Source organism: Flavobacterium sp. M31R6 (assembly GCF_013284035.1).
Lineage (GTDB): Bacteria > Bacteroidota > Bacteroidia > Flavobacteriales > Flavobacteriaceae > Flavobacterium.
Genome location: NZ_CP054141.1, coordinates 1,182,782 through 1,201,254 on the forward strand (window position 1 = coordinate 1,182,782; position 18,473 = coordinate 1,201,254).

General features: G+C 33.7%; 9 protein-coding genes. All 9 read left to right on the forward strand.

The genetic code is table 11. The features are described from left to right. The first annotated feature begins 70 nt into the window (after window positions 1-70). Window positions 71-2,077 (forward strand): kojibiose hydrolase, encoded by a 2,007-nt coding sequence (locus HQN62_RS04740; protein ID WP_254454481.1) that lies wholly within the window; start codon window positions 71-73, stop codon window positions 2,075-2,077. A 449-nt stretch (window positions 2,078-2,526) separates the two neighbouring features. Next, window positions 2,527-5,514, forward strand: a complete 2,988-nt coding sequence (locus HQN62_RS04745; RefSeq protein WP_243412064.1) for a SusC/RagA family TonB-linked outer membrane protein — start codon at window positions 2,527-2,529, stop codon at window positions 5,512-5,514. Window positions 5,515-5,525: 11 nt separating this feature from the next. Further along, on the forward strand, window positions 5,526-7,055 hold the full coding sequence (locus tag HQN62_RS04750) for a RagB/SusD family nutrient uptake outer membrane protein (RefSeq protein ID WP_173503505.1): 1,530 nt from the start codon (window positions 5,526-5,528) through the stop codon (window positions 7,053-7,055). Window positions 7,056-7,219: 164 nt separating this feature from the next. Then, window positions 7,220-10,537, forward strand: coding sequence for a VCBS repeat-containing protein (locus tag HQN62_RS04755; RefSeq protein WP_173503506.1), 3,318 nt, complete (start codon window positions 7,220-7,222; stop codon window positions 10,535-10,537). After that, complete coding sequence (locus HQN62_RS04760) at window positions 10,530-13,790, forward strand: VCBS repeat-containing protein (protein ID WP_173503507.1); 3,261 nt, start codon at window positions 10,530-10,532, stop codon at window positions 13,788-13,790. The genes HQN62_RS04755 and HQN62_RS04760 overlap by 8 nt, the downstream gene beginning before the upstream one ends. 40 nt (window positions 13,791-13,830) lie before the next feature. Then, on the forward strand, window positions 13,831-15,183 hold the full coding sequence (locus HQN62_RS04765; RefSeq protein WP_173503508.1) for a vanadium-dependent haloperoxidase: 1,353 nt from the start codon (window positions 13,831-13,833) through the stop codon (window positions 15,181-15,183). Between the two features lie 2 nt (window positions 15,184-15,185). Then, the gene (locus HQN62_RS04770) at window positions 15,186-16,097 is read left to right on the forward strand and encodes a GyrI-like domain-containing protein (protein WP_173503509.1); all 912 of its coding nucleotides are present in this window, start codon (window positions 15,186-15,188) and stop codon (window positions 16,095-16,097) included. Window positions 16,098-16,220: 123 nt separating this feature from the next. Continuing rightward, entirely contained in the window at window positions 16,221-17,525 is a 1,305-nt protein-coding gene (locus HQN62_RS04775) for an MFS transporter (RefSeq protein WP_116796195.1), read from the forward strand. Window positions 17,526-17,541: 16 nt separating this feature from the next. Next, window positions 17,542-18,468, forward strand: a complete 927-nt coding sequence (locus HQN62_RS04780; RefSeq protein WP_173503510.1) for a carbohydrate kinase family protein — start codon at window positions 17,542-17,544, stop codon at window positions 18,466-18,468. The last annotated feature ends 5 nt before the right edge of the window (window positions 18,469-18,473 follow it).

The following is an 18,473-nucleotide window of genomic DNA, read 5'->3' on the forward strand; positions in this document are numbered from 1 at the left end:
TTCGATTTAAATTTCAATGAGTTACAGAATAAATGTTTTAAGTTTGAATAACTAAAAAAAAAGAAAATATATGATTTCAAAAGTAAAAGGGTTGTTTTTCATACTCATGGTTGGATCAGCGATGTTTGGTCAGGAAAAATCCGATGAGTGGCATTTGTATGCTAATTCTAGAGAAAATTATTTTGGGGTGGCTATGGCCAATGGTAAAATTGGTATTGTAACTGATGATACCCCTCTAAAAACCAAGGAAATTATTCTGAATGGTGTTTATGATAGCAGTCCTGAAAACGGAATCAGTAGAATAGTGCGCGGTATAGAGTTTTTGAATCTCCATTTGAGTATTGATGCACAGGAAGTCAAATCAGATAATATTTCCAATTGGAGCCAGATTGTCAATATGAAAGAAGGAACAAGCACCACTTCATTTTCGTTTAAAGATTTTGCTACTATCAATTATACAATTTTTGCAAATAGAGCTGTGCCTTATTCGGCTATGGCGATTGTTACTATTATTCCCAAAAAAGACATTGAAATTGTGGCTAATAATTACATGACGGTACCTGATGAACTAAAGGAAGCAGAAAGTCAGTATCGAGTGTTAAAAGACAATCAGTATTTGATGCCTGTTTTTGGGACAACTGCAAAAACATTGACTGGTAAATATACAGTTTCGGCTGCCACGACTTTTTTGTTTGATGGCGAAACTGAAGTCTTGAAGCAAACAGGAAACGAAGTAGGCTTTTCGAAAAAGTTACTGAAAGGAAAGCAATATAGATTTGCAATTGCAGGAGGAATCTGCACTTCCAAGGATTTTAATGATCCATTGAATGAATCCGAAAGACAACCTATTTATGCCTTGCAACAGGGAATTGATAATTTACTGAATCGTCATAAACAGGCCTGGGCCGAATTGTGGAATACAGGGGATATTCAAATAGAAGGGGATTTGGATGCGCAACAGCGTGTTCGTTTTGCATTATTTAATTTGTATTCCTACAACCGTCCTGAAACCAGAGAAAGTATTGCTCCTATGGGATTGTCTTCACAAGGATATAATGGGCATATTTTTTGGGATAGTGAACTTTGGATGTATCCGACACTTTTGGCATTACAACCGGATATGGCCAAATCATGTTTGGACTATCGTTTCGATCGCTTGGAAAAAGCCAAACAAAAAGCCACTATTTATGGGTACAAAGGTGCAATGTATCCTTGGGAGTCGGATGATACAGGCGAAGAAGCCACACCAACTTGGGCTTTGACAGGAATTTTTGAGCAACATATTACTGCTGATGTGGCTATTGCTTTTTGGAATTATTACTCATACACTCAAGATAAAACTTGGCTAAAAGAAAACTACAAAGTGCTTAAGGAAACCGCCGATTTTTGGGTAAGTCGCGTAATCAAAAATGGAGATGGTAGTTATTCTATTCTAAATGTCGTTGGAGCTGACGAGTATGCACAGCATGTAGATGATAATGCATTTACTAATGCTTCGACTATAGAAGCTTTGAAAAACACAATTAAGGCGGCAACCATTTTGAATGAGCCTATAAATCCAATGTGGCTGGATGTTTCGAATAAATTAATTATTCATTCTGAAAATGGAATTACCCAAAACTACAAAGGATACAAAGGGCAAATGATCAAACAAGCTGATGTGAATTTATTGGCATATCCACTACATGTTATCACAGATAGAAAACAAATCGAAAAAGACTTAGAGTATTACACTGAAAAAATTGATAAAAAAGATGGACCCGCTATGGCTTCGGGAGTATTATCTGTTTTGTATGCTAGATTAGGCGACAAGGACAAAGCGTATGCTTATTTTGTAAAATCGTATTTGCCTAATAGTCGTCCGCCATTTGGAGTGTTTTCGGAATCGGCTAATAGTAATAATCCTTATTTTGCAACTGGTGCGGGCGCAATGCTTCAGGCGGTTATTTATGGTTTTGGAGGTGTGGAGCAAACGGATAAAGGATTGAAGTACAATAAAGGGCTTTTGCCTAAACAATGGAAATCTTTAACGATAAAAGGAATTGGTCCTGACAATAGTATAATTACAATAAAATAATATTTTTTTATTACCACAAACCTTAAAGTTGAATTTTTTAAAGAAAATTCAACTTTAAGGTTTGTGGTTTTTTTATGCTCAAAAATTGGAATTATTTTATTAATTAGCTGTAGGTTAGTTGTTTGTGATTTTTGCTATCAAATCAATTTGAGTGCCTATCTTTATTATAAGTAAAATAGGATTAAAATTATTTAATTTTTCTTTTTATTTTGAATTTTTCAATTAAAATGCTTAAAAATAATTAAATGTGTTTTTTTTACACTTTTTTATTCCATTATATATTTTTATTTCTTAAAATTTTAACACTCAATTTTCGAAATCGAAAACGTTTTCGGTCTTACTACAACGTTATAGTTTTGGTTTTCTTAAAATTTTCTTAATAAAATAACTATGTTTGACTTTATATTTTAAACAAATAACCAAATTATTAACTAACTTATTTATTACGTATGAAAAATAGTCTACAAAAAGGCTTAATGGTTTTCATAACCATGCTATGTACTAGCTTGATATATTCGCAAGATATATCAGGATTGGTGACTGATGCGAGTGGCCCACTCCCTGGGGTTTCGATATTAGTGAAAGGAACAAAAACGGAGACACAAACTGATTTTGATGGAAGATTTACAATTAAGAATGTGGGTTCAGACGCAGTCTTAGTCTTTACTTACATTGGACTTAAAACTCAGGAAGTAAGTGTTGGGGGTAAAAGCACTATAAATGTAAAAATGGCACAAGATCAGAGCCAATTGAATGAAGTTATTGTTGTAGGTTATGGCTCTGTAAAAAAGAAAGATGCAACTGGTGCTGTAGACATGTTAAGTTCAAAACAATTTGACAATATTTCAGCAACTTCTCCATCAGAATTATTGAGAGGAAAAGTGTCAGGGGTACAGGTGACACAAACTAGTGGTGAACCAGGAGCTGGTGTTTCGGTTAGAATTAGAGGAAACTCATCTATTCGTTCTGGAAATAATCCATTATATGTTGTAGATGGTGTTCCATTAGACGGTGGAGATGTTTCGTCAGGAGGTTCTGATGTGGCAGGATTGGGATCTTCTTCTGCAAGAAACCCTTTAAACTTTATCAATCAAAATGATATCGAAAGTATTTCTGTTTTGAAAGATGCTTCTTCAACTGCAATTTACGGGTCTCGTGGAGCAAATGGAGTTATTGTGATTACAACCAAAAAAGGAAAAACAAAAGTTCCTACATTAACATTTAATTCTTCTATGAGATTTAGTACAATGTCAGGAGATTTTAGATTGTTAAACGGAGACGAGTTTGTAGCCGCTGGAGGGCCAGACAAAGGATCTAGATCTTACAACTGGGAAGATGCTATTTTAAGAAGTGGATTTACTTCTAATAATGATGTATCCATAAGCAGTGGGTCAGATAGCTCTAATACAAGACTTTCATTGGGTGCAAGTTCTACAGATGGAATCGTAAAAAATACGGGGATCGATAAATATACTGCTTCATTTAACAATACAAATGACTTTTTTGGTGGAGTACTTAAAATAGATACGAATATTTTATATGCAGGACTTAAAGATCAAACAACTTTGATAAGTAATGATGCTGGATATATTGGAAACTTAATTGGAACTGCTTTGTATTGGAATCCTACTTTACCGATATACCAACCAGATGGTAGTTATACATTTGTTGCGGAAGATTATTTGAATCCGGTTCAATTGTTAAATGCGTATGATGACCATACGCAAACAAACAAAGTACTTGGAAGTGTTGCAGCAACTTTGAAATTAGGTTCTCATTTTAAATATAAATTTTTATTTGGTGTTGAATCATCTAATTCAGTTAGAAAAAGACAGTTATTACCAACAATGAAAATAAACAGCCAGGATTTAATTAAAAATGATCCTGCTAACGGAGGTATTGCAAAAAGAGGTTTTGCAGAAATATCAGGAATAAGTAAATTTAATAAAACAATAGAGCACACATTGACTTATGATAATAATTTCAGTGATAATGTATCTCTTAATGCATTAGCTGGTTTTTCTTACTACTCTTATGATACAGAAGGTTCTAATGCAAGAGGAGTTGGTTATGTGCCAGAACAAACATTACTTGTTGATAATATTCAAGGAGGTATTGCTCAAGAATTTAGAACTACTTCATTCAAAAATAGAATTGAATTACAGTCTTATTTTGCTAAGGCAGAAGTTACATTGTATAAAAATTTAATTATTAATGGTTCAATACGTGCTGATGGATCTACAAAATTAGGAGCTGATAACAAATGGGGTTATTTCCCAGCAGTTGGAGCGGCTTATAAAATCATCAATAGTAATGATGGGGCTTTGAATGATATCAAAGTAAGAGGTAACTGGGGTATTACTGGAAATCAAGAGTTTCCTGTGAATTCAGCTCTTAATAAAGCCAATTATGGAAATGGTGGTTCCCCACAAACAGTTTCGGGTGCAAATAGCGAATTACGTTGGGAAACTACCACTTCATATGGGGTAGGTCTTGATTTTGCATTTTTAAATAATCGTTTGTCAGGATCATTGGATTATTACAAAAGAGATACTCAAGATTTGATTGCGCCAGTACCACAAGCTACTGCGCAACCAGGGCCAGGATCTAATAGAAGTGTTAATTTACCTGGAAATTTAATCAATGATGGTATTGAAGTTGCTTTGAACTACAAAATTATTGACAAAGATGATATGTCTTGGGATTTTGGAATAAACGCTGCTTTCTTGAAAAATAAAATGACTAATTTTGGTTCAGTTTCTTTACTGGCAGGTGGTATCAATGGACAAGGTTTGTCAGGTGCTAATGCTGAGATTATAAAAGACGGATATCCCTTATATACTTACTTTTTGTATGATTTTAAAGGGTACGATGCTACTGGTAATTCAATTTACGCAGCAGCTGATGGATCAGATACTGGTTTAGGTAATGCGGATAAAAAATTATTGGACAAACAACCTTTGCCAAAAATTAATCTTGGATTTAATACTAGTTTTAAATACAAAAATTTAGATGCTGGAGTTTCTTTCTATGGTGCTTTTGGTCATTATTTGTATAATAATACTGCCAATGCTTACTTTTTCAAAAGTGCATTGTACGGGGGTAGAAACGTTACTCCAGAAGTTGGTAGTTCTCCACAAAATGGAAGTGATCCAAACTCACCTTCAACTAAATACTTAGAAAGTGGAGATTTCTTGAGATTAGGAAATTTAACTGTTGGTTATACTTTCAAAGGAGCGTTTATGGATAAAATAAAATTAAGTTCAGCTCGTTTGTTTGTAAGTGGTGAAAACTTGTTTGTAATCACAAGTTATTCTGGATTTGACCCAGAGGTGGATACTAATAAAGCCCTTAACGGAGTTCCTTCTGCAGGTATGGATTATTTATCATATCCAAAAGACAAGAGTTTTTCTGTAGGACTTAATGTAACATTTTAATTTAGAAAAAAATGAAAAGAATAAATATAATTAAAAGCATCTTTTTTGTAAGTACTGTAGCTTTAGGCGTTAGTTGTACAAATTTAGATGAAGAAGTTTTAGACGGATTTGTAGTAAATAACAGTGGTTCTGGAACTGTAAATACTGCTTCTTTCTTGCAATCTGCTTATGAAGGTTTAAGAGGTTTTCAAGACCAAGACAAAATGTTTACTTTGGATGAGATGTCCGGTGATGGATTAGTTGGTCCTACTAGAGGTGGTGACTGGGATGACAATGCAAAATGGAGACAATTCCACGTGCATACTTGGGGATCTGATAACGTAGAGATTAGAAATGCTTGGAATGCCTTGCTAACTAATGTGTATAACTGTAACTTGGTTATTTATAACCCAGCTACTGATTCTCAAAAAGATCAAGCTCGTTTTTTAAGAGCGTTTTATTACTATAATATTATTGATTTGTTTGGGCAAGCACCTTACAGAGAAGAAGGCTCTGATATTACAGATAATCCTAAATTTTGGACTAGAAAAGAAGCTACAGCTTTTGTAATAAGTGAATTGGAGGCAATAGTTGGTAAATTACCTGCTCGTGTTGCTAATGATGCTAGTATTGCTAATGCAGATGCTGCTCACTTGCTGTTAGCTAAATTGTATTTGAATAAAGGAGTATTTAATGCTGATAATGCAGCAGGTCCTTATACATTTGATGCTGCTGATATGAATAAAGTGATTTCAAATGTAGATGCTATTTCAAGTTCATTGGCTCCTGAGTATTGGAGCAATTTTGCACCAACAAATAACACTTCAAACGAGATTATTTTTTCTTCTAAAAATGTGCTAGGGTCTGGTGGAGGAATACAATCAAGATGGAGAATGGGAATGCACTACAATCAAACTCCTGATGGATGGAATGGTTTTGCAACCGTAGCCGAATATTATAATAGATTTGATGCTGCAGATGATCGTAGACAACATACTTCGCCTTCAATCATAGCTAATTTTGGTAATCCAATTGGGTTCCAATATGGACAAATGTATAAACCCGGAGGAGTTATCGCTTTGAAAGACAGAAATGGTAATCCATTATTCTATACTAAAGAGCTAACTATGATTACTAGTGGAAAAACTTTGGAAACAGCAGGGATTCGTACTCAAAAATACGAACCAGATGCTGCCAATTTAGGAAATCCAGAAAATGATTATGTATTAATGCGTTATTCTGATGCTTTGTTAATGAAAGCTGAAGCTGCCTTAAGAGGTGGTACAGGAGGAGCAGCCGTAGCAAAAACAATTCTTGATCAAATTGATGTAAGAGCTAAATTACCTGCGGGTTCTACTCCAGCAACTTTGGACGGTATTTATCTAGAAAGAGGAAAAGAATTATGGTATGAAGGATGGAGAAGAAATGATATGATTCGTTTCGGAAAGTTTTTAGCTCCTAGAGAATTAAAACCAACAACTTCTGATCCTAAGTATGCTTTATATCCTATACCAGCAGATGCATTATTTAATCCTAATGTAACGCAAAATCCTGGATACTAAGAAATTGTTTACTTCATTTTGTTTTGAGTTAGTTATAAAGAGGGTAATTTATTACCCTCTTTATTTATTTAATTTTTTATATTTTTTGCTTTTTTATTACTAATTATTTTATATTTTACACCGTAATAACAGAGCCAATTCCCTAACCAAATTCTACCTTTATTATGTGCAATCGAGTTGTCCTATTTTCTCTTTTTATTGTTTTTTTTTCTAATTGTTCCAAAGAAAATAGCACTAATGAAAACAGTTTATTTACGAAACTAGAATCTTCCAAAACCGGAATTAATTTTATTAATGAAGTTAAGAACGGAAAAAACATGAATATTTTCAAATACCGAAATTTTTACAATGGTGGTGGTGTTGCTATTGGAGATATCAATAACGATGGCTTATCGGATGTTTTTTTTACTTCGAATCTAGGAGAGAATAAATTGTATCTAAATAAAGGCAATTTCAAGTTTGAAGATATTTCTAAATCTTCTGGAATTGTGATTTCTAAATCATGGTCTACTGGTGTAGAAATGATCGATATCAATGGAGATGGATTATTGGATATTTTTGTCTGTAATGCTGGAAATGGCATTGATGCCAAAAGAAAGAGCGAATTATTTATCAATAACGGAAACCTGACTTTTACTGAAAAAGCAGCTGAGTACAATCTTGCCGATACTGGTATTACGACTCATGCCGCTTTTTTTGATTATGATAAGGATGGTGACTTAGATGTTTATATTTTAAATAATAGTTTTATTCCTGTAAGCAGTCTTAATTATTCTAACAAAAGAGAATTGAGAGACAAAGATTGGGCGGTTAGTGACATTCTAAAAGGAGGAGGCGATAAATTGATGCGTAATGATAATGGAAAATTTGTAGATGTAAGTGAAGCTGCGGGTATTTATGGAAGCCTTATTGGTTTTGGACTTGGTGTAACTGTTGGCGATGTTAATGGAGATTTGTATCCGGATATTTACATTTCAAATGACTTTTACGAACGCGATTATTTGTATATCAATAATAAAAACGGAACTTTTAGTGAACAAATTCAAGGTTGGGCATCACATACAAGTCAGTCTTCAATGGGGGCTGATATGGCAGATATAAATAATGATGGAAAGCCAGATATTTTTGTTACCGATATGTTGCCGGAAGGTGATGAGCGTTTGAAAACCACAACGAGTTTTGATAACTATGATTTGTTTAGAAGAAAATTAAATATGGATTTTTTCTATCAATTTATGCAAAATACTTTGCAGTTGAATAACGGAAACAATCAATTTCTTGAAATCGCAAATTATGCTGGAGTTGCCAAGACAGATTGGAGTTGGGGAGCTTTAATATTTGATATGGATAATGATGGGTATAAAGATATTTATGTGTGTAATGGAATTAATAATGATTTGACCAATCAGGATTTTATGGACTTTTTTGCCAACGGAATAATTCAAAGAATGGCGGTTACAGGCAAGAAAGAACAAATGGAAAATATCATTGGTAAAATGCCAAGTACTCCAATACCAAACTACGCTTTCAAAAATAATAAAGATCTAACCTTTACCAATGAAATTACTAACTGGGGATTAGATACTCCTAGTTTTTCAAATGGAGCAGCTTATGGTGATTTGGACAATGATGGTGATCTTGATTTAATCGTAAATAATGTTAATCAAGAGGCTTTTGTTTTTCAAAATAATTCGGAGAAAAAGAAAGACAATCATTTTGTAAAAGTAAAACTGAAGGGTGAAAACCAGAATAAATTTGCCATTGGTAGTGTAGTCGAATTGTTTTCTGGCAAAGAAATCCTGAGACAAGAATTAATTCCTTCCAGAGGTTTTCAGTCTTCTATAGATTATGTAATGACTTTTGGAATTGGAACCAAAAAAATTGATTCTCTCCAAGTAATATGGCCAAACGGGAAATACCAAACCATTAAAAAAGTGGCTAATAATTCGACTGTTAATTTGAATATCGCAGACGCGACTTTAAATTATACTTTCAAAAAACCGAATGTAAAACCTTTATTTTCTGAAAAACCAAGCTCATTTTTGGCGCACAAAGAGAATGATTATATTGATTTTGATTACGAAGGGTTGATTTCCAAAATGCTTTCTCAAGAAGGACCTTCACTTGCTGTTGCCGATATTAACGGTGATGGGAATGATGATGTTTTTATTGGCGGAGCCAAAGGAATGTCTGGAAATATTTATTTAAGTAAAGGTAACGATACTTTTACAATCACTAAACAAACGGATTTGATTGCCGATGCCAATTATGAAGATACCGCCGCCAGTTTTTTTGATGCCGATAATGATGGAGATCTTGATTTAATGGTAGGCTCAGGCGGGAACGAAAAAGCAGATCAGGGAAATTATAAAAATCGTCTGTATTTGAATAACGGGAAAGGCATTTTTACTAAAAGCAAAACCAGTATTCCAACCACCAATAATAACGTTTCTGTAATTGCTTCCTATGATTATGACAATGATGGTGATATGGATGTTTTTGTGGGAAGTAGAAGTGTGCCTGGAGTATATGGAATCGATCCAAAACAATTATTTCTGGAAAATGATGGAAAAGGAAATTTTACCAACGCTACAGATAAAAAAGCATTCAAACTGAATGAAGTGGGAATGATCACCGATGCCGTTTGGGAAGATATTGACAACGATGGAAAGAAAGATTTAATTGTGGTGGGTGATTGGATGGCTCCTCGAATATTCAAAAATACGGGTCGTCGTTTGGTTGATTTTAAATCTAATCTTGCCAATTTAAGTGGTTTTTGGAACGCAGTAAGTTGCGTTGATCTAAATAATGACGGCAAGAAAGATCTAGTTTTAGGAAACAAAGGAACCAATACTTCATATAAAGCTTCCGAGAAAAATCCAATGAGAATGTTTGTCAATGATTTTGATAATAACGGAACCATTGAACAAATTACCACGCGCTCTATCGATGGAAAAGATATGCCTTTGCATTTGAAAAAAGAATTAGCAGGCCAAATTCCTTCCATAAAAAAGAAAAATTTGAGTTATGCTGACTATTCAAAAAAATCATTTCAAGAAATATTCGCTCAAGACGTAGTTGATAATTCCATTCAGAAAACTGCAACAATTCAGCAGAGTGTAATTGCTATCAATAAAGGCAATGGCAATTTTCAGGTTAAGGCACTTCCAAAAGAAGTTCAGTTTTCATGTGTAAATACTATTTGTGTAACCGATGTAAACAAAGATGGAATTCCAGATCTAGTTCTTGGAGGAAATCAATATGAATTCAAACCTCAGTTCGGAAGAATGGATGCCAATTGTGGAAGTGTACTTTTGGGAAGTAAATCGAGTTCTTATTCTTGGTTGCCTTATAACCAATCGGGTTTCTTTTTGAAAGGAGAAATCAAGCACATTCAGGCTTTAAAGAATAAAAATAAAGGAGTTTCAATACTTACAGTTACAAATGATAATGCCCCAAAAATATTTAAGAGCAATGAATAAGTTTTATAGTTTAGGATTAGTTGCATTGCTTATTTTGAGTTGTTCGAAAAAACAAGATCGTTTGTTCGAAAAATTAGATTCTGCCACTAGCAACATTACTTTTAAAAATGAATTATTGGAGTCAAAAAATATCTCCATATTAGATTACCTCTATTATTACAATGGTGGAGGTGTTGCCTTGGGAGATATTAATAATGATGGTTTGGTAGATATTTATTTTACTTCAAATCAAGGGAAAAATAAATTGTATCTCAACAAAGGCAATAATAAATACGAGGATATTTCAAAAAAAGCAGGAGTAGAAGGAGAAAGCGATTGGAACACAGGAACGGTGATGGCCGATGTAAATGGAGATGGTTATCTCGATATTTATGTATGTGCTGTTGTTGGAATCAATGGTTTTGAAGGACATAACGAGTTATTTATTAACAACAAAAACAATACGTTTACCGAAAGCTCAGCCGAGTACGGTTTGGATCTCGATAATTACAGTACATCGGTAGCATTTTTTGATTATGATTTAGACGGAGATTTGGATATGTATTTGTTAAATCATGCAGTACATTCGGAGTTGTCTTTTGGGAACGCCAATATCAGAAATAACAGAAACTATGAATGCGGTGATAAATTATTTAGAAACGACAATGGAAAATTTGTTGATGTAAGTGCTCAAGCTGGAATTTTTGGTGGAGCCAATGGATATGGATTGGGTATCGCTGTTTCTGATTTTAATTTAGATGGTTATCCAGATATTTATATAGGAAATGATTTTCACGAAGACGATTATTATTACCTCAATAATGGAGATGGAACTTTTACGGAAAGTTTGAAAAGCTATTTTGGACACACAAGCAGATTTTCGATGGGTGTTGACGTAGCCGATATAAATCATGATGGTTTTCCAGATATAATGTCGTTGGATATGCTTCCGGAAGACGAAAAAGTTTTAAAATCATCTTTGGGAGACGATAACGTTCAAATGTTGAAATTGAGAACCGAAAAGTATGGCTATCATAATCAATATACGCGAAATATGTTGCAAATAAATCAAGGAGGAAAGTATTTTACGGAAACGGCCTTGTTGAGCGGCGTGGCTGCAACCGATTGGAGTTGGAGTGCCTTATTTGCTGATTACAACCAAGATGGAGAACAGGATATATTTGTATGTAATGGAATTCCAAAACGACCAAATGATCTGGATTATGTGAAATACTTTTCGAATGAGCAGGTCAAAAGGAAAATTGGCTCAACGAAATTACTAGACAAAGAAGCATTGAAAAAAATGCCAAAAGGTAACGTAACCAATTATGTTTTTGAAGGGGGAGCGGATCTTCAATTTATAAATAAATCAGATCAATGGATTGAGAATGATTCCATTATATCAAATGGAAGTGGTTATGCTGATTTGGATAATGACGGAGATTTGGATGTGGTAACGAATAACATCAACGATATTGCATCGGTTTACATCAACCAAACGAATAATAAATCTCATTATTTAAAAGTAAAACTTCAATTTATTGGCAAAAACACTTATGGAATTGGAGCAAAAGTAATCTCTTATTCAAAAGGGAAAAAACAATTCAAAGAATTGCAAACTACTAGAGGTTTTCAATCATCATCAGAACCGATGCTTCATTTTGGATATGGAAAAATTGCATCTATTGATTCTCTTGTAGTAATTTGGCCTGATAAAACGTATCAGACATTAAAAAATGTTAAGTGCAATCAAACTTTGACCATAAAGGCAAATGCTAACAGAAAAGCATTTGATTATCAAAAATTGCATCCAGCTGTTATGCCTGTTTTCAAGAAAGTTGAAACTGGATTAGGTGTTGATTTTACGCATCAGGAGAATGATTATATTGATTTTGTGTATCAAAAATTAATTCCTTACGGACGTTCCGATAGAGGTCCTGCTACTGCGATTGGAGATTTAAATGGCGATGGCAAAGAAGATATCTTTTTTGGCGGATCTAAAGGTAAAAAAGCAGCAATTTATATTCAAAACACAAATGGATTTTCTAAAAAAGGCTATAATGAAATTGAAAAAGATTCTGTTTTTGAAGATGCTTCTGCAGTAATTGGAGATTTTAACAACGACAAAATAAATGATTTGTTCGTGGCTTCTGGAGGTGGAGAAAATGCTTCAAATTTACAAGATCGATTGTATGTTGCCAAAGGAAATCAATTGGTAAATTCTGTTTTGCCTGACCTTTCTCAAAATGCATCAGTGGTCAAAGCTTTTGATTATGATAAGGATGGAGACTTAGATTTGTTTGTAGGCAATAATTCATTGAATAATAGATTCGGAAGTACACCTGACTGTTATTTACTAAAAAACAATAAAGGGGTATTTGCATTAGCGGAAGCGAAAACATTCGAAGGTATTGGAATGGTTACCGATGCTGTTTTTAGTGATTTCAACAAAGATGGTAAAATCGACTTAATCGTCGTTGGTGAATGGATGAAACCGACCTTTTTTGCTAATAAAAATGGAAAATTTGTTAATGTAACCGAAACTGTTTTTGCAGAAAAAAGTAACGGATTATACCAATCGATTATTCCATTTGATATCGATAATGATGGGGATCAAGATTATTTGCTAGGAAACTGGGGAATGAATTCTAAGTTTAAAGCATCACAAGAATTTCCTATGAAAATGTATTATGATGATTTTGATAAAAATGGAACTTATGAAACCATTTTAGCTAAAGAAAAAAACGGAAAATATTATACGATATTAGGACTTGATGAACTAGTGGAAGAGTTTAGTGGTTTGCTGAAAAAGAAATTCAACAGTTACAAATCATTTGCAGGAAAACCGCTTGAGGAAGTTTTTGATATGAAAATGCTGGAACAAGGAAAATTGTATGAAGTGCATAACTTGAAATCGGGCTATCTGAGAAATGATAAAGGGAAATTTACTTTTGTTTCTTTTGGCAATAAATTGCAAGTGTCTCCTATTACGAGTTTTGTGAAATCCAATTTTGATAGCGATTCAAAAGAAGAAGTTTTTGCTGCCGGAAATTATTTTGGAGTTACACCTTATCACAGTAGATTTGACGGATTCTCTGGTGCTTTAATCAAAAATGAAAAAACAATATTCTTAGGCAATCAGATAGGAATTGACTTGGCCCAGAAAGCGGTACGACACTTGGATGTTATTCATTTTAACGGTAAAAAATACTTATTGGTTACCATAAATAATAAGAAAGCGGAGATTTATGAATTACCGATGAGTTCTAATTAACAAAAAACTAAAACCTACTCAAAATTTAATAATATATAATATGAAGTCTAAATTATATACGATAGCAGCAGTTTGTTTGCTTTTTATTTCATGTGGAAAACATGAAAAAATAGTCGTGTCAGCCAGTGATTTTCGTGCTGCGGTTGATACCGTTTCAGAAATAATGATTCATGATATTTTTTCTCCTCCTGTAGCAAGTAGAATATATGCATACCCAAATATTGCAGCTTATGAAGTTATTGCCCAAAACAGCAAAACATACGCAAGTTTACAAGGTCAGCTGAATGGATTGGATTCTATCCCAATATTGGATTCTAAAGCAGGTGTCAACCAAAAGTTGGCTGCGATAATTGCACACATGGAAGTAAGCAAGCAATTGATTTTCTCTGAAGATGCATTGGAGAAATTTAGAGATAGTTTGTATAAAAAATGGGAAGGCGAGAATTCAAAAGAATTTGAAGTTTCCAAAGAGTATGGATTGAAAGTTGCCGAGCGTATTAAAAAATGGATGGGAAAAGATAATTACAAACAAACTAGAACCTTGCCTAAATTTTCAGTATTTGCGAGTCAACCTGGAAGATGGCAACCCACTCCACCGGCTTATATGGATGGAGTTGAGCCGCATTGGGGAGAGATAAGAACGATGGTTTTAGATTCGGCTTCACAGTTTAAACCGACTCCAGCAATACCTTTTTCATTAGATAAAAAGTCAGCTTATTTCAAGGAAGTAATGGAGATTTACAGCATAAGTCTAAAAATTTCTGAAGGATTAAAAAAATCGGAAGAATCTAAAAGCAATCCAGTTCCAGAGGAATCAAAAGTTGCCGTTTTTTGGGATTGTAACCCTTATGTGACCGTAAGTCAAGGTCACATGATGTTTGCCAAAAAGAAGAATACTCCAGATGCACACTGGATTGGTATAACCAAAATTGCATGTGTAAAAACCAATGCCGATTTTGAAAAAACAGTTTATGCTTATACCAAGACATCAATAGGGATTTTCGAGTCGTTTATCAGTTGTTGGGACGAGAAATACAAAAGTAATATGGTGCGTCCTGAAACGGTAATCAATCAGAATATTGATGAGAATTGGAAACCCTTGTTACAAACACCTCCATTTCCTGAATATACAAGTGGACATTCTGTAGTTTCAACTTGTTCTGCAGCACTTTTAACCACCATTTTTGGAGATAATTTTGCTTTTGTTGATGATTCAGAAATTCCTTTTGGATTACCAACAAGAAAATTTTCATCTTTTAAAGCAGCGGCAAAAGAAGCGGCAAATAGTAGAATGTATGGAGGAATACATTACAGGGCGGCGGTTGAAAATGGAGTTGTTCAAGGTCAAAATATAGGGGATTTTATTATTTCAAAATTGAAGATGGTTAAGTAATTATGAAAAATAAAATTATAATTGGTTTTAGCTTATTGCTATCGTTTTTTTTGATTTGGTATTTGTTTATAAAAGAAAATGATTATAGGATTTCGTTTACTGTAAAAGCTGCAACTGGAACTGTTTTTCAAGGAATTAAAGAATGGAGTGCAGTTCAATTAGAAAAAGAAAAAGAAAGTTATAAAATCATTGCTAAGAATAATTTTGATTTTATCCAGCAAAAAATGACTAAAGGTAATTCTCAAATGGAATATACTTGGGAAATGGTCTCTATAAATGATTCAATGACGAGGGTAAATGTGGGCATAAAAGAGTTGGGACATGGATTGTACAATAAAATTACCGCTCCATTTTGGAATACATCATTTAAAGTAGGTCAAATAAAAAAGATAAAGTCTTTTAAAGAGGGTTTGAATGACCATATTTCAAAATTTAAATACAAAATTGATGGAGAAGGTTCGTCAAAAGAAGAGTTTGTGGCATACCTATCATTAAAAAGTGTTTTGCAAACCAAAGCACAAACCATGATTGGGAATGATGGGTTAATTACTGGTTTTCTGCAAATTCATAATATTAAAATTCAGGGAAGACCTTATGTTGAGGTTACAAAATGGGATTTGGATAAAGAAACGCTAGATTTTAATTATTGTTTTCCAATTGATAAAAACACGAAAATTATTGCCGATAAGGATGTAAAGTTTAAAACTATTCCACCAATGAAAGGTTTGAAAGCGACTTATTATGGTAACATGAGAACGTCAGATCGTTCTTGGTTTGCGTTGTTAGATTATGCAAAAAAGAATGGTTATGAGCTAAATAATAAGCCGTTGGAACATTTTTTTGCAAATCCTTTTGATGGGGGGGATGAACTTACTTGGAAGACTGAAGTTATTATTCCTTTCGAAAAAAAATAATAGCTCAATTCTTTTTGCTTTACGAAAACGTTTTTGGTGTTTTCGAAATCGATTTCGATTTTATATTATGTTTTAATTGCTTGTATAGAATTACTTTTAATTAAATATTAACTAAACCACGGTATGAATTTTAAAGCAAAAATGAGTTTTTGGCAAATTATCAATATGAATGTTGGTTTTTTTGGCATTCAGTATAGTTTCGGATTGCAACAAAGTGCTGTAAATCCGATTTATGATTTTTTACATGCAAGTCCAGATCAAATTCCTATATTAAATCTTGCCGGGCCATTGACGGGTTTATTGATTCAACCCATTATCGGGGCAATGAGTGATAAAACTTGGCATCCAAGATGGGGAAGACGTAAGCCTTACTTTTTTATTGGTGCAATAGTTTGTAGTATTGCTTTATTTTTATTCCCATTTAGTAGTTCATTATGGATGGCTGCAGGTTTGCTTTGGATTCTAGATGTTGGTAATAATACTGCTATGGAGCCTTATCGTGCCTTTATTGCGGATACATTGAATGAAGACCAGCAACCGATGGGTTTTCAAGCGCAAAGTTTTTTTACTGGTTTCGGGCAGTTTTTGGCTTATATTTCTCTTTTTCTATTTCCAATATTTTTTGTCGGTTACACTGGATCTTTGCCCACTTGGATTTATGCCTCCTTTTTTCTAGGGGCAGTACTTTCTGTAACTTCCATTTGGTGGAGTATGAGCAAAACAAAAGAAATCCCTCCAACAGCAGACGAATTAACCATTTTAAAAGCAGAACCTTTAAATGTTTTTTCGCCTTTTATTGATATTTACAAAGCGGTTTTAGGGATGCCAACAGTAATGTGGCAACTGTTTCTGGTGTATTTGTTTCAGTGGTATGCTTTGCAGTGCTATTGGCAAAATAATGCAAAAAGTATTGCTTTGTCCGTTTGGAATGTAACGCCAAAGAATGCAGTAGGATATGAAAAAGCAGTGGAGTGGAATGGATTGATCGGTGCTTTTGGGTTTATAGTTACATTTTCAGTAGCCTTTTATTTGGCAGTATTAGCCAAAAAACATGGTGCAAAAATAGTTCATTTTGTATGTCTTTTATTAGGAGCTATTTCTTTTTTGTGGTTTCCAATAGTTCAAAACCAATATGTGTTTTTTGCTGTAGTTATTGGCTACGGTATTGCTTGGGCAAGTATGATGGGAATTCCTTACTTGATGGTCGTTGCTGTTGTTCCAAAAGAGCGTTATGGAGTCTATATGGGAATTATTAATATGATGATTGTGATTCCAATGATTATTCAAAACCTTTCATTTGGTTATATTTTAAAGCATTTTTTAAATAATGATCCTCGACAAGCAATCAATTTTGCAGGAGTATTGTTAGTTACTGCTGCTCTTTGTACATTATTGATTAAAATAAAAAAGACAAAATTAAGTGAATAATACAATAAATAAGAATATGAACGAAATAGATATCCTTTGTGTTGGTGAAGTTCTTGTAGATTTTATTGGTCATCAAGAAGGAGTGCTTATTAATGAAACTAGGGATTATCATAGGTATTTAGGAGGTTCGCCTACTAACGTTGCTATGAATTCAACAAGATTAGGTTTGAATACTATCATGGTTGCAACAGTAGGCAACGATGGTTTTGGTTCCTATATTACAGAACGGTTAACGAGTGTTGGAATAAATACAAACCACGTTAACGTTCTAGATGATAAATCGACTAGTGTTATTTTTGTTTCGAGGTCCGAGGGGACACCAGATTTCATACCGTATCGTTCAGCAGATTGTTGTATTTATGAAGAACAAATTTCCAAGGAAATACTATCCAATACCAAGATATTTCATACTACTTGTTTCGCATTAAGTAAAAATCCTGCTCAGAAAACTATCTTAAAGAAAGCACAAGAAGCACACGATTTAGGATGTCGGCTTAGTATCGATGTTAACTATGCAAGAAAGCTATGGAAAAGTCAAGAGAAGGCTTTTAAAGTAATCAAAACCTATTGCCAGTTTAATCCATTAATAAAAATTAGTGAAGATGATATGCTCCGCCTTTTTGAGAAGGAACTTCCTCATGAAGAAATATTTGATTTTTTTCACCATCAAGGAGTAGATACTGTTTGCTTAACTCTGGGTAGCAAAGGGGTGAAATTATCACAAAAAGGGAAAGAAGTAATACAAATGCCAGCGATAAAAATTGACAAAGTGATGGACTCCACTGGAGCAGGAGATGCTTTTTGGTCCGGATTTTTATTTGCTTATATAAAGGAAAAATCAATTAATGAATGTTTGGATATCGCTTTAAAATTAGCAGCTTTAAAACTGCAAAATGTAGGTCGATTACCGGATAACATAAATATCCTTTCTAAACTTTTATAAAATAC

Excerpts from the sequence above, each read along its gene's own strand:
- HQN62_RS04780 (WP_173503510.1), top strand. The coding sequence starts at position 17,542 with ATGAACGAAATAGATATCCTTTGTGTTGGTGAAGTTCTTGTAGATTTT.
- HQN62_RS04770 (WP_173503509.1), top strand. The coding sequence starts at position 15,186 with ATGAAAAATAAAATTATAATTGGTTTTAGCTTATTGCTATCGTTTTTT.
- HQN62_RS04750 (WP_173503505.1), top strand. The coding sequence starts at position 5,526 with ATGAAAAGAATAAATATAATTAAAAGCATCTTTTTTGTAAGTACTGTA.
- HQN62_RS04760 (WP_173503507.1), top strand. The coding sequence starts at position 10,530 with ATGAATAAGTTTTATAGTTTAGGATTAGTTGCATTGCTTATTTTGAGT.
- HQN62_RS04745 (WP_243412064.1), top strand. The coding sequence starts at position 2,527 with ATGAAAAATAGTCTACAAAAAGGCTTAATGGTTTTCATAACCATGCTA.
- HQN62_RS04755 (WP_173503506.1), top strand. The coding sequence starts at position 7,220 with ATGTGCAATCGAGTTGTCCTATTTTCTCTTTTTATTGTTTTTTTTTCT.
- HQN62_RS04740 (WP_254454481.1), top strand. The coding sequence starts at position 71 with ATGATTTCAAAAGTAAAAGGGTTGTTTTTCATACTCATGGTTGGATCA.
- HQN62_RS04775 (WP_116796195.1), top strand. The coding sequence starts at position 16,221 with ATGAATTTTAAAGCAAAAATGAGTTTTTGGCAAATTATCAATATGAAT.
- HQN62_RS04765 (WP_173503508.1), top strand. The coding sequence starts at position 13,831 with ATGAAGTCTAAATTATATACGATAGCAGCAGTTTGTTTGCTTTTTATT.